General features: G+C 58.2%; 12 protein-coding genes. 4 read left to right on the top strand and 8 right to left on the bottom strand.

The window, feature by feature from the left end; genetic code table 11:
• Nucleotides 1-33: 33 nt before the first annotated feature.
• The 7 genes from hdfR to glpT form a co-directional block, all read right to left on the bottom strand.
• Complete coding sequence (gene hdfR, locus L972_RS11080; protein ID WP_005337525.1) at nucleotides 34-906, bottom strand: HTH-type transcriptional regulator HdfR; 873 nt, start codon at nucleotides 904-906, stop codon at nucleotides 34-36.
• Complete coding sequence (locus L972_RS11075; protein WP_005350885.1) at nucleotides 906-1,277, bottom strand: DUF413 domain-containing protein; 372 nt, start codon at nucleotides 1,275-1,277, stop codon at nucleotides 906-908. The genes hdfR and L972_RS11075 overlap by 1 nt, the downstream gene beginning before the upstream one ends.
• A 298-nt stretch (nucleotides 1,278-1,575) precedes the next feature.
• The gene (eco, locus tag L972_RS11070) at nucleotides 1,576-2,058 is read right to left on the bottom strand and encodes a serine protease inhibitor ecotin (RefSeq protein WP_005337529.1); all 483 of its coding nucleotides are present in this window, start codon (nucleotides 2,056-2,058) and stop codon (nucleotides 1,576-1,578) included.
• Nucleotides 2,059-2,276: 218 nt separating this feature from the next.
• Nucleotides 2,277-3,365 carry a glycerophosphodiester phosphodiesterase gene (gene glpQ / locus L972_RS11065; RefSeq protein ID WP_047438251.1) on the bottom strand — a complete coding sequence of 363 codons (1,089 nt, stop codon included), beginning with the start codon at nucleotides 3,363-3,365 and terminating at the stop codon, nucleotides 2,277-2,279.
• A gap of 106 nt (nucleotides 3,366-3,471) precedes the next feature.
• Complete coding sequence (gene glpD / locus L972_RS11060; RefSeq protein ID WP_047438249.1) at nucleotides 3,472-4,959, bottom strand: glycerol-3-phosphate dehydrogenase; 1,488 nt, start codon at nucleotides 4,957-4,959, stop codon at nucleotides 3,472-3,474.
• A 317-nt stretch (nucleotides 4,960-5,276) separates the two neighbouring features.
• A complete protein-coding gene (locus L972_RS11055; protein WP_005347045.1) occupies nucleotides 5,277-6,035 on the bottom strand; it encodes a DeoR/GlpR family transcriptional regulator in 759 nt (252 codons plus the stop codon).
• Between the two features lie 102 nt (nucleotides 6,036-6,137).
• A complete protein-coding gene (glpT, locus tag L972_RS11050) occupies nucleotides 6,138-7,496 on the bottom strand; it encodes a glycerol-3-phosphate transporter (protein ID WP_005337540.1) in 1,359 nt (452 codons plus the stop codon).
• Nucleotides 7,497-7,985: 489 nt separating this feature from the next.
• On the opposite strand from glpT, the gene L972_RS11045 reads away from it, so the two are divergent.
• From L972_RS11045 to L972_RS11025, 4 genes are all read left to right on the top strand, one after another.
• Nucleotides 7,986-8,834: an MIP/aquaporin family protein gene (locus tag L972_RS11045; RefSeq protein WP_005350866.1), complete on the top strand. Its 849-nt coding sequence runs from the start codon at nucleotides 7,986-7,988 to the stop codon at nucleotides 8,832-8,834.
• A gap of 54 nt (nucleotides 8,835-8,888) precedes the next feature.
• Nucleotides 8,889-10,391 carry a glycerol kinase GlpK gene (gene glpK, locus L972_RS11040; RefSeq protein ID WP_005337546.1) on the top strand — a complete coding sequence of 501 codons (1,503 nt, stop codon included), beginning with the start codon at nucleotides 8,889-8,891 and terminating at the stop codon, nucleotides 10,389-10,391.
• A 225-nt stretch (nucleotides 10,392-10,616) separates the two neighbouring features.
• Nucleotides 10,617-12,593, top strand: coding sequence for a methyl-accepting chemotaxis protein (locus tag L972_RS11030; RefSeq protein ID WP_047438245.1), 1,977 nt, complete (start codon nucleotides 10,617-10,619; stop codon nucleotides 12,591-12,593).
• Nucleotides 12,594-12,787: 194 nt separating this feature from the next.
• Complete coding sequence (locus L972_RS11025) at nucleotides 12,788-13,021, top strand: hypothetical protein (protein ID WP_047438243.1); 234 nt, start codon at nucleotides 12,788-12,790, stop codon at nucleotides 13,019-13,021.
• Nucleotides 13,022-13,191: 170 nt separating this feature from the next.
• Here the strand turns inward: L972_RS11025 and L972_RS11020 are convergent.
• A partial coding sequence (locus L972_RS11020) for a LysR substrate-binding domain-containing protein (RefSeq protein WP_047438241.1) occupies nucleotides 13,192-13,618 on the bottom strand: 427 nt, incomplete at its 5' end.

Here is a 13,618-nt window from a genome sequence, read left to right as displayed (position 1 = left end):
GGGGTGGGCTCTTCCTTGGATAACGCTCGACGCTTATTCGACGTTGAGGCGCAGTTCAGCGTCGTGCCAACCCAGTGGCAGGGTCAGCAGCTGATCGATCAGCTCCCGGCGATCGGATTTCTCCAGATAGGCGAGATAGAGCGGACGGCTCAGCGGCTGGCCCCCCTCCACCAGATGGAGCGCCCCCTTCTCGAGGAAGGGGCTGACCATCCGCCGTGGCAGGTAGGCAGCACCACCGTTGGCCAGCACGAACTGCAACGCCATGCTGGCGGAGCTGGAGTGCAGCACCGGGGTCTTTTGCAGGCTCTGCAAGCGGCTGGGTTGCGGCTCGAAGCTGGTGCCCCAGTCGAGATGGATATGCGGCATCTGCATCAGGTTGTCGGCATTGGCGGCCGGATCCCGGCTCACCAGCTCGAACACCAGCTCACCGATGGGATGCAGGGCAATCTCGTCGATCTTGGTGGGCTCGGAGAGCAGGGCCAGATCGAGGGAACGCTCCAGCAACTGACGGCAGAGGTGCTCGCGGGAGGCTGTTTCCAGCCGCACCGCCAAACCGGGCGCCAGCGCATAGATGTGATTGAGCCAGTCGTTGAAATCGAGCTCCCAGAACACAGCGGGCGCGCCGATTGCCAACTGCTGGCTGAATCCCGGTGAGAGCGCCACATCCTGCTTGGCACGACCAAGAGTGTGCAAGATGGCGTCTGCGTAGGGCAGCAGACGCTCACCGGAGGCGGTCAGGCGGATGTTGTTGCGATGACGGGCAAACAGACTGACACCTAGTTGCTGCTCTAGCTGGCGGATCCGGAAACTCACCGCCGACTGGGTCAGGTAGAGATTTTCAGCAGCCCGGCCAAAGTGCCGGGTCTTGCTCACCTCGATAAAGGTCCGAAGCAGCTCGGTATCCATTAATCGATGGACTCGTCACTGCCACCACCGCTGCCACCACCGACATCAAAGCTGCCGCCACCGCTGCTCTCTTCGCTGGCGCCGCCAACGACGGTGCAGAGGCGATGAACGCGCTTGGGACCGATCACCTTGAGGTATTTGAACCACACCTTGGCATGGGGGTTGGCACCGGCTTCGCCGGATTTGACCTGCTCGACGAAGGCGGACTCGACATCGTCACGGGGTGCAAGGTTGCCCTGGTAAAGTGCCAGCATGGCGGTACCATACTTTTCCAGACTGTCCGCTTCGGCCACAGTGAATTCACCACTGCGACGCAGGCCACGGGGAAAATGTTTGAAGTCGTTGAAACGCTTGTCTGATTCGAAGCTCATAGTGCTCTTTTTTCTGGTTAGTTTGACCTTTGCGGGCAAGTATCATCAGGCCATCGCCGAGTGCAAAATCAATTTTCTCACTATGTTAATAAATATCTTTTATCGATGTCACTTTGCCCCATCACTGACGCCGATTTTGTGGCATAACACACAAAAAACGTTGATAAATAATAAACTTATGTAAACGTGCAGCCAATTTACACGTCACTTTCTGGACTGTGTAGGCAAAAATAAAGCGCCATACGGCGCTTTATTTATCACATCAGGTGAACCAGCTGAACCTTTGGTTCAAACATGCTTACTCAATCATGGCCGGTTGGGCCAAGTTGTCGGCACGCCACAGACGGTAGCGCACTTCATACTCCTGCGGCACGTAGATCACGAACGGCAGTTTTGAGTTGTAGTTCACGAAGAAGCCCTGACCGTAGATCTGGACGAAGGTCTCTTTCTGCTGGTTATCCGGGCACATCATCAGGGTGCTGATGGGGTCAGAGACCTTGCCCAGTTTCAGGTAGTTGTAGCCCCAGCCTTTGACGCTGTGCTGTTCCAGGTTGCCTGCAAAACGCGGTACGTTGCAATCAACCATCATCTTTTTGCCGACCTGCAGCTCGACCATCATGTCGGCTTCTTTCTCGACTTCAGGCAGGCGGATCACCACACGTTCCTGATTCACGTCAGCGGCTGGGAACATGCTGATATCAAATTTTTTCGGCTCGGCGGCGAAGGCATGGCCACCCAGCAACAAGGCGCCCAGCAGGCTAAAACGCAATACGGTTTTCATCTGTACCTCATGGGGTTGGTTCAACGCCGCTAGACTAACCGCTCTGCCGATTTCATGCCAGCGATCTGCTACGTAAAAACTGCGTAAAATGATACAGATCCGGCACACCATGACGTGATCTGGCTATTTTCTGACAGGGTGCACCCTCCCGTTGCGGGAACCTGAAACAAAAAGCGAGGCCAATTGGCCTCGCGTTGCATTCAAATGGCGCCCAAGTGCTATTTGGCCGCCTCTTGATGGGCCTTGATGACGGCCACCGCCTTGTCGGGGAAGTCGCTGAACACCCCATCCACATCGGCCTGATAGAGGAAGATGTTTAGGAGATCGGTGAAGTCCTTGGCATAGGCAGGGATCTGCCCCTCATCCTGACGGAAGGTATAGGGGTGAACTTTCAGGCCCGCCGCGTGGGCCTCTTTCACCATGCCGGTGAAGACCGGTTTGCCCAGGGTGCCCGGCTCGGTAACGATCATCGGCTTCCACGGGCCAATCCCTTCGGCATAGCTGGCGATGGTTTTCATCGCCCCCGGCTTGAACATCCAGTCATAGTTGTAGGGGGTTGCCTTGCCCTTGGCGTCGTAGACCATGGTCTCGTTCCAGTCGGTCTCGGCCATCAGCTGCACCAGTTTCAGATCCATACCCATGGCGGGCATCAGCTCGCTGTTGATGCGCTTGAGTTCATCGGCATCGAAACACTGCAGATAGACCTTGTCATCCTTCCCGGTGTAGCCGTACTCCTTGAGCACCTTCAGCACCGCCTTGGAGATATCCTTGCCTTCGTGACGGAACAGCCAGGGCGCCTTGATCTCCGGGTAGATGCCGATGTTCTTGCCGGTGCTCTTGTTGAGCCCCTGGATCATCTCGATCTCCTCCTGGAAGGTGTGGATCTTGAAGTCTGACTTCCAGAGCGGGAAACGGGCCGGATAGACCGGCACCTGCTTGCCATCCACCAGCTGGAACGGCTCGGTCATACGCAGGGAACGCACCTCGTCCAGGGTGAAATCCACCACATAGTAACGACCGTCCGGACGGGCACGGCCAGGGAAGCGCGCAGCCACATCGGTGATGCCATCGAGAAAGTGATCGTGCATCACCACCAGCTGGTCATCCTTGGTCATCACCAGATCCTGTTCCAGATAGTCAGCCCCCATGCCATAGGCCAGCGCCTTGGACTCCAGGGTATGCTCGGGCAGGTAGCCGGAGGCGCCACGGTGGGCGATAACCACCTTGTCTTCATCGGCAGCCAACACGGGTAATGAGAGGGATGCCCCAAGGCTCAAGGCGATGAGGGAAACGGCGAGTTTTTTCATATGTGATGCTCTTTATTATTGTGTGTAGGTTATTGTTCTATCAGAGGTTTGTTGCACATTTACGGTGGAAAGCTGTGGGCAGCAGCGCACTGCCCACCGTCACTCATCAGCTCGCCTTGCGCAGAGCCTGATGGTATTGGTCGAGCCAGATCTGCAGCATTTGCTGCTCTGAGTCGTTCAGGCGCAGCCCCAGCTTGCTGCGGCGCCAGAGGATATCGTCCAGTGAACAGGCCCACTCCCGCTCGATGAGATAACGCACTTCCGACTCGTAGAGGCCACCACCAAAGTGAATGCCGCGATCCTCTTTCAGCCAGAGACGGGCATGGGCGCCATAGGCTTCGGCAATGCGCAGGGCGCTGCGATCATCGAGCCAGTCAAACTCCAGCGCAAAGGCGCGGGCCAGCTCGCGTACCGAGCAGTCAAACTCGCCGCCGGGCAGACGGCTGGTCGCCGTCCAGTCATCCCCCATCTGGCTGAACCAGGGCTTGAGCTTGTTGCAGGCGGCCTGCGCCAGCTTGCGATAGGTGGTGAGTTTGCCGCCAAACACCGACAAGAGCGGCGCACCATCCGATTCGCCAGAGAGCTCGAGGGTGTAGTCGCGGGTCACCGCTTGCGGCGAGTCTGACTCGTCATCACAGAGCGGACGCACCCCGGCGTAAGTCCAGATCACATCTTGCGGCGCAATTTGGCGAGTGAAGTGGGCGTTGACCACCTCGCACAGGTAGGTAATTTCGGCCTCGCTGATCTTCGCTTCCCGCGGGCTGCCGTGGTGCTCCACATCCGTGGTGCCGATGAGTGAGTAGTCCTGCTGATACGGGATGACGAAGACGATGCGATTGTCTTCGTTTTGCAGGATATAAGCCTCTTCGCGCTCATGGATGCGCGGCACTATCATGTGGCTGCCTTTAATAAGGCGAATGCCGCGGGGGGATTTCTCGTGCAGGCTCTCGTCATAGAAGGTCTTGACCCAGGGGCCCGCCGCATTGACCAGACCACGGCAGGTGACGGTGAACTGCTCGCCCCCTTCCCGCTCCAAAGTAAGCGTCCAGTGTTTGGATCCGCGCACCGCCTTGATGCAGCGAGTGCGGGTCTGCACATCTGCCCCCTTGTCACGGGCCATCATGGCGTTGAGTACCACCAGCCGGGCGTCGTCGACCCAGGCATCCGAGTATTCAAATCCCTTGTTGATCCCTGCGCTCAAGCCATCTTGCGGCAGGAAGCGCACGCCGCAGCTCCCCTTGAGCTTGTCGCGCTTGGCCAGATTGTCATAGAGGAACAGACCGGCGCGGATCATCCAGGCCGGACGCAGGTGCGGGCGGTGCGGCAGGCGAAAACGCATGGGACGGGCGATGTGGGGCGCCATACCGAGCAGCACCTCACGCTCCGCCAACGCCTCTTTCACCAGCCGGAATTCGTAATGCTCGAGATAGCGCAAACCGCCGTGGATCAGCTTGCTGGAGTTGGACGAGGTGGCAGAGGCGAGATCTTGCGCCTCAAACAGGGCAACCTTCAGACCCCGTCCTGCCGCATCGGCTGCGATGCCGACCCCATTGATGCCGCCACCGACGACGACCAGCTCATAATGTTCGCTCATGTTCACCTACTTTCATTTTTATGATTGCTATAACAGCAATGTTTGATTTCGCTCATTTTAGAACATGAAAATACAACAAACGAACATTTTATAATGAAAGTGTGATCGCCACAGCCCGCCAGAGGTGGCAAAAGTGGTACGGCAGGTGAGCGACAAGGATCAGGCTAAAGCTGGCGAGTGAATAGCCAAAAAAGCCAGGCTAGAGAGTGGTTTTGGCAATACCCAGAAAGGGGTGATATGAGCGCAAGAATGGGAGCAGGAAAAGCAAAGGAGGCCGCCCGAACGGGCGACCGGCACAGCCTTGGCCTCTTCAGCCGTCAGCAGATGTGGCAAGCGATCTGGTGTTGCGCCATCAATCGCGTCAGCTTTTCCGGTGGCTCCTGATCGGTAAAGAGGGCGTGGATCTGGCTGAGATTGCCCAGATTGACCATGGCATTGCGACCGAACTTGGTGTGGTCGGCGGCCAGGAACACCTGACGGGAGTGGGCGATGATGGCCTGGGCGATCTTCACCTCGTGATAGTCGAAATCGAGCAGGGAGCCGTCGTTGTCGATCCCCGAAATCCCGATGACGCCATAGTCCATGCGAAACTGACCGATAAAGTCGCGGGTCGCCTCCCCCACGATGCCGCCATCGCGGTTGCGGATCTCGCCGCCGGCAATGATGACGGTGAAGTCATCCTTGGCCGTCAGGATGCTGGCCACGTTGAGGTTGTTGGTGACGATACGCAGCTCACGGTGATCGAGCAGGGCGCGGGCAATGGCTTCGGTGGTGGTACCTATGTCGATAAAGAGCGATGAGCCGTCGGGAATATTGGCCGCTACCTCGCGGGCGATGCGCTCTTTCTCCTTGAGTTGCATCACTTTACGGGCGCTGTAGGCGGTATTGACGGTACTCGAATGCAGGGAGGCACCGCCATGATGGCGCCGGATTTTGTTCTGTTCGGCGAGATCGTTCAGATCCCGGCGAATGGTCTGGGGGCTGACGTCAAAGTGGGTCACCAGATCGTCGGTCGAGACAAATCCCTGCCGCGTCAGGACGTCCAGGATCTCCAGATGTCGTTGGGTTTGCTTCACGCTTGCACTCCGATGATGAGACAAAAAAAGGCCCCGGCAGATGCGGGGCCTTTTGGCAGTTTACCTGATCCCCTTTGGGATCAATAAGCTGAGGATCACGTTTTATGCCTTATGGGCAGCCGCTTTCTTGGCCGCAACGGCAATGTTCTCATGCTTGAGGGTCATCGCCAGCAGAATGATGGAGAGCACGCAGGAGACGGTCAGCACCATGAAGCCGCCATCCCAACCGAAGTGGTCAACGGTATAACCCAGCATGGCGTTGGCGGCCACGGCGCCGCCCAGATAACCGAACAGACCGGTGAAACCTGCCGCAGTACCGGCTGCTTTCTTCGGTGCCAGCTCAAGAGCATAGAGGCCGATCAGCATGACAGGGCCGTAGATCAGGAAGCCGATAGCTACCAGCGCCATCATGTCGATGGTCGGATTGCCGGCCGGGTTGAACCAGTAAACCAGCACAGCCAGGGTCACCAGCACCATGAACAGGATACCGGCCGGGGCACGGCGGCCCTGGAACATCTTGTCAGAGATCCAGCCACACAGCAGGGTGCCCGGAATACCGGCCCACTCGTAGAGGAAGTAAGCCCAGGAAGAATTGTCGACGGTGAAGTGCTTGGCCTCTTTCAGGTAGGTTGGCGCCCAGTCCAGCACACCGTAACGAATGAGGTAAACGAAGGCGTTAGCGATCGCGATGTACCACAGCAGTTTGTTGTGCAGCACGTACTTGACGAAGATCTCCTTGGCGGAGAACTCCTGCTCGTGGCTCTCGTTGTAATCCTTCGGATAGTCGTTCTTGTACTCCTCGATAGGAGGCAGACCGACCGATTGCGGGGTATCACGCATCACGAAGAAGGCGATCACTGCGATGGCCGCCGCCGCTGCCGCAGGCACATAGAAGGCGCTGCGCCAGTCGTTGAACCAGCCCATCCCGAGGATAAACAGCGGGCCAATCATGCCGCCACCCACGTTGTGCGCCACGTTCCAGACCGCAACCACTTCGCCGCGCTCTTTCTGTGACCACCAGTGCACCATGGTGCGACCGCAGGGCGGCCAGCCCATGCCCTGTGCCCAACCGTTCAGGAACAACAGCACAAACATGATGGCAATGCTGGAGGTGGCCCAGTGCATGGTACCCATCATGAACATGATGGCAGCCGAGAGCAGCAGACCGGCGGAGAGGAAGTAACGGGCGTTGGAACGGTCAGAGACGTTCCCCATCAGGAACTTGGACAAACCGTAAGCGATGGAGACCCCGGAGAGCGCGAAACCGAGATCACCACGGGAGAAGCCCTGCTCGATCAGATAGGGCATCGCCAGACTGAAGTTTTTCCGTACCAAGTAGTAGCCGGCGTAACCGAAGAAGATCCCGAAAAACACCTGCCAACGCATGCGTTTGTAGAAGGGGTCGACCTTGTCAGCCGGGAGCCTGTCGATGTGCGCCGCAGGCCTGAAGAGACTAAGCATGTTCTGCTTCCTTATTGTTGTTATGGGCGGTTGAGGATGCCCTGACCATTCCGACGAATCATGTGAGTCCGATGATTCGTAAGCGAGCCTATTGTGCTCATATGCGCTCATTTAATCTGTGATGCATGCTCAAATATTGCAGTTTTATTACAAATAAAAGTTCCAAATGAGAAATCACTCAGCAAGCGCCAGCCCTTGTGTGGCAAGGGTTGCAAGCTACCCCCTAAGTGGTAGCTGGCGGTTATCAAGATGCTTTACGTCACATTTTCTTAGCAATGAGTGGGATCTTGTCCACATTTCCTATGGAGGGGGGATGGTGAAATTATTGGGAAGGGTTATTTTCTGTCACGACCGATAACGAGCGCAAACGAGCATAACGTTTGCGCAAGACGCAAAAACAACAAGGAAACGTTTTCGGCAGCAACGGATAGACACAAAAAGATAAAACGGAACATCAAACCTCTACGGGTGGATATAAGGAACAAAAGTATGAGCATACAAAGACCCAATACCCTGCTTGGCGAGTGCATCGCCGAGTTTATCGGAACCGGCCTGCTGATATTTTTCGGCGTCGGATGTGTGGCGGCACTGGTGCTGGCAGGCGCCAATTTCGGGCAGTGGGAAATTTCCATTACCTGGGGTCTGGGTGTGGCCATTGCCATCTATGTGACCGGCGGCATTTCAGGTGCCCACCTGAACCCGGCTGTAACCCTGGCGCTGATGACCTTCTGCGGTTTCGACAAGCGCAAGGTGGTGCCCTACATCATCGCCCAGATGGCCGGTGCCTTCTGCTTCGCGGCCCTTGTCTATTTCCTTTATGGTAACCTTTTCACCCAGTGGGAAGTGACCCATAACGTAGTGCGCGGTAGCGTCGAGAGCCTCGGCACCGCCGGGATCTTCTCCACCTACCCCAATGCCCTGCTGACCAATATGCAAGCTTTTGCCGTCGAGCTGGTGATCACCGCCGTCCTGATGCTGGGCATCATGGCGCTGGGTGACAACAACAACGGCGCTCCCAAAGGTTTCGCAGCCGCTCTGCTGATCGGTATCCTGATCGCGGTGATCGGTGCCTCCCTTGGCCCGTTAACCGGTTTTGCCATGAACCCGGCCCGTGACTTTGGTCCGAAACTGTTCGCGTTCTTTGCTGGCTGGGGTGATGTTGCCCTGACCGGTGGTCGTGACAACCCCTACTTCTGGGTTCCGATCCTTGGCCCCATCGTTGGCGCCCAGATTGGTACCGCTCTGTATGTCAAAGTGCTGGCTCCCTGCGTCCCGGGCAACCGTGTCGTCACCACCGAGCAAGCGACCCAAACCGCCAAAGAAGAGGCTGCCGCATAAGAGCGGCCCCCTCCAACGTATAAAAACGTGGAAAATAGAAACGTGGAGAACATCATGTCTGCTGAAAAGAAATATGTCGTCGCTCTGGACCAGGGAACCACCTCTTCCCGCGCCATCGTGTTTGATCAGGATGCCAACATTGTCGGTACCTCCCAGCGCGAATTCACCCAACACTACCCGAAAGCGGGCTGGGTAGAGCACGACCCGATGGAGATCTGGGCGACCCAATCCTCCGTCTTTACCGAAGTACTGGCCAAGACCGGCCTGCGCAGCGAAGAGATCGCCGCCATCGGTATCACCAACCAGCGTGAAACCACCGTTGTCTGGGAAAAGGCCACCGGCAAGCCCATCTACAACGCCATCGTCTGGCAGTGCCGCCGCACCGCCGCCATCTGCGAAGAGCTCAAAGCTCGCGGTCTGGAAGAGTACGTTCGCGAGAACACCGGTCTGGTGCTGGATGCCTACTTCTCCGGTACCAAGGTGAAGTGGATCCTCGACAACGTGGAAGGTGCCCGCGAGAAGGCGATGAACGGTGAGCTGCTGTTCGGCACCATCGACACCTGGCTGGTCTGGAAGATGACCAATGGCGAAGTGCACGTCACCGACCCGACCAACGCCTCCCGTACCATGCTCTACAACATCCGTGAGCTGAAGTGGGACGAGAAGATGCTGGACGAGCTGGGCATCCCCATGTCCATGCTGCCGGAAGTGAAACCCTCTTCCGAGGTCTATGGCTACACCACCCGTGGCGGCGGCTCCCGCATCCCCATCGCCGGTATCGCCGGTGACCAGCAGTCTGCCCTGTTCGGCCAGCTCTGCTTTGAAAAAGGGATGGCCAAGAACACCTACGGTACCGGCTGCTTCATGCTGATGAACACCGGCACCGAGCCGGTTCGCTCCAGCAACGGCCTGCTGACTACCGTTGCCATCGGCCCGAAAGGGGAAGTGAACTACGCGCTGGAAGGTGCGGTGTTTATGGGTGGCGCCACCATCCAGTGGCTGCGTGACGAGCTGAAGATCATTCACGATGCCCGTGATACCGACTACTTCGCCTCCAAGGTGGGTGACACCAACGGCGTCTATCTGGTGCCGGCCTTCGTCGGTCTGGGCGCGCCCTACTGGGATCCGTATGCTCGCGGCACCATGGTCGGTCTGACCCGTGGCGCCAACCGCAACCACATCATCCGTGCTGCGCTAGAATCCATCGCCTATCAGAGCCGCGATGTGCTGGATGCCATGCAGCAGGACTCCGGCATCAAGCTGGCAGCGCTGAAAGTAGACGGCGGCGCCGTAGCCAACGACTTCCTGATGCAGTTCCAGGCTGACATGATGCACACCCCGGTGGTACGTCCGACCCGCATCGAGACTACCGCCATGGGCGCCGCCTTCCTGGCAGGTCTGGCAGTCGGCTTCTGGAAGAGCTCGGACGAGCTGGAAGACAAGTTCAGCGTGGACCGCGAGTTCATCCCGCAGATGGACAGAGACGATCGCGCCAAACGTTACAGCGGCTGGCAAAAAGCAGTTGAGCGTTCACGCCGTTGGGCTGAAGAGGATTGATCGGGCACCCGACATTCCGTTGAGATAAACCCCAGAGAGGCCGACCGCTATGTCGGCCTCTTTTTTATGCTTTCCCTTGCCGGTTTCTGCCAACTTCCCCGCTAATTGCTCCCTCCTGTTTTTCTGCCACCCTCTGTTGTCACCATCCACCACAACGCAATTGAGTTCTCTATCTATAATCATCATCTGGGTCGCATATGCGACCTTATTTATGAGGAGAGCGATATGGAGAGGGCGATACACCGTTTTACACTGCACTCACTCTGGTCAGGGCTCGGGATCCGCACCCGGATCCTCGCTGGCGTAGCGATACTGATGGCCATCGCCATCAGCTGCATCACCTTGATCCTCGAGCAGATATCCCACAGTCAGGCCCAGCAGCGGGTCGAACGCTACGAGCTGCCAAGCAGCGTGGATCGTATTGCCAACCAGCTGACAGCGCAGCTTATCCAGCACCTGACCGAGGCGCAGGCGCTGGCCAGCAACCGTTTTGTCATAGACTGGCTGACCACTGGCATGCCAGAGCAAGAGTGGCCCGCCATGGAGCGTTACTTTCAGGATCTGCAACGGCGGATCGGCGGCAACGTCTTTATCGCCCCCCGCCAGAGCAACACCCTGATCAACTTCAGCGGCGGCCCCACCGCCCAGAAATCGCTAAGCGAATCAGACCCGAAAGATGGGTGGTTTTTCGGCTTTCTCAAACGCAGCAAACCCTATGAGCTGAACCTCGACATCTCCGATTTTGACAAGCGCGCCTCCCTCTATATCAACACCGCCGTCACCCACGAGGGCAAGACCCTGGCGGTGGCAGGCACCTCCATCGACATGAGCGCCCTGAGCAAGCTCATTAGCGGCTACCGGATCGGCAAGAGTGGTCAGGTCTATCTGGCGGACATGGAGGGCAATATCGAGATCCACCCCGAGCAGGAGGTGGAAGGCGCCGCCCACCACCAGCAATCCTTCCTCGATACCGTCAAGCGGCTTATTCCCAATGCCCGAGAACAGGTGACCGTAGAGGCGCTAACACTGGAGGGGCAAACCTACCTCATCGCGGTACGTTACATCCCCACCCTCAACCGGCTGCTGATTGGCGAGATCAACAGCGCCGAGCTGGAAGAGGGACTGCAGGAATCCCGCCAGCTCATCATCATGGTCTCGCTCGCCATCGGCGGGATCGCCATGCTGGCCTCCGCCTGGCTGGCTCACTCCATCAGTCGCCCCATTCGTCAGGCAGCAGATGGCATGCACCACATCACCGCCGATCGGGATCTGGCGACCCGCCTCGACTTCTCTGACGAGTCGGAGCTGGGCATGATGGCCCAGAGTTTCAATCAGCTGATCCAGAGCCTGAACCAGAGCTTCTCCCGCTTCCAGCAGTCAGGCAGCGCCCTCTCCGCGCAGTCGTCCCAATCCATGCAGCAGGCCCAGGCACTGGCAGGAGAAGCGTGCCAGCAGGCCCAGAGCATTCAGGAGCTGACCACGGTGGTCACCACCATCGGCGACAACGCCGAGCAGATCGCCAGCCGCTCTGAAGGGGTCAACGACGTAACCCAACGCATCGCCAACCATATGCTCAGCATCGAGCAGGATGTGACCCAGAGCGCCGCGCAACTCGACACCTTGCGCAGCAGCATCGGCAGCTCCTCGGCCCTGCTCGATGAAGTGGTGAAAGACAGCAACAACATCACCCAGATCATGAACCTCATCCGCGATGTCTCGAACCAGACCAACCTGCTCGCCCTCAATGCGGCCATCGAAGCGGCCCGTGCGGGGGATATGGGACGGGGCTTTGCGGTGGTGGCCGACGAGGTACGCCAACTGGCTGTGCGTACCCAGACTGCCACCAAGGATGTGCAGGATCTTATCTTGCGCCTGCAGGAGGGAACCCGGCAGGCCAGCAGCTCGATGGCAGACTCCCGCAACCTGAGCGAAGAGGGATACAACCGGATGAATCAGGCCAGAGAGGTGCTGGTTGATGCCACCAGCCAAATCAACCAGACCGCCCTCGAGATCAACGAGATCAGCGCGCTGGCGCAGGCGCAGAATCAACAGATGGGGCAAGCCAGAACGGCGCTGGACGAGCTGGCCATGGTGGCCGAACACCAGCGGGAACACGCGCAGGAGAGCAATGCCGCCAGCCGCGAACTGTTCGAACTGGCCAAAGCCATCGACGAGCAGATCCGCCAATACCGGATTGGCTAGACCCGGCGCTTCCCCCTCTCCCTCTCAATAACCAAGACGCCACCACCGGGTGGCGTTTTCATTTTGCAAATCATTTTGCCTGCGATCTCGAAACGGGAATGACGACAAAGCTCGCAAGCCATTGATAATTAACATGAAAAAAATGTGGAATGGCCATTGCTTAGTGATATCAGACTCAACAGAGGGATATCGCCATGAAACCGACCACCAATCAAGCGCCCGTAGCCCACGTCGCCACTCAAAAAGAGACACTGACCCCCCGCGAAGGCACCTTCCTGATAATGGTGGCCCAACTGGTGGTGCTCACCAGCATCGTACTGGCCGCCACCGTCGGCGGCCTCTCCTGGCAGTGGACCCTGCTGCTGGCCATTCCGCCGGTGATCGGCGGCGCCTTGCTCAGCCGGGTATGGGGCAAACTACCCCGCTAACTGCGCTTCACCTCACACACCTTCCCGAACCGGTAGCCAACTCTCAAGTCGGCCGTCTGTGTATCTGCCGCCTGGCTAATGCTGATTGACCGCAACGAAGGCGCGCTTGTTCTTCAATCAGCAAACCGCAGCGACGAACCGTTCAAACAAACCGCACAAACCAACCTGCACTAAAGGGTATGGTTGCCCAGTTGCTCTTTGAGAAAATCGAGCCAGACCCGTAGCCGGATATCCCTCTGGGCATCGGAGTAGAAGACCGCATTGATGGGGCGCGAGGCGCCACTGTTGCTGCGGGCCAGCACCTCCACCAGCGCGCCGCTCTCCCGATCCGGCCCGGTCATGAAATCCGACAGACAGACGATCCCCTGCCCCGCCAGCGCCAGCTGACGCAAGGTTTCACCGCTGCTGGCACGCAGGCTGGGGGTGATGGCAAAGCGATCCCCCTGCTCGGCACTTAGCAGCGGCCAGTGGTTGAGGTGATCGGGATGCAAAAAGCCGAGCAGCTCGTGACCGCTCAGCAGATCCGCCGGTTGGCGCGGGGTGCCGCGCTCGCTCAAATAAGCGGGAGAGGCCAGCAGCCGCAGCCGCGAACGGCCC

Source organism: Aeromonas sp. ZOR0001 (assembly GCF_000801015.1).
Classification (GTDB): Bacteria; Pseudomonadota; Gammaproteobacteria; order Enterobacterales; family Aeromonadaceae; genus Aeromonas; species Aeromonas veronii.
The sequence above is the reverse complement of the archived record's forward strand: the minus strand, read 5'-3'. Positions and strand labels throughout refer to the sequence as shown.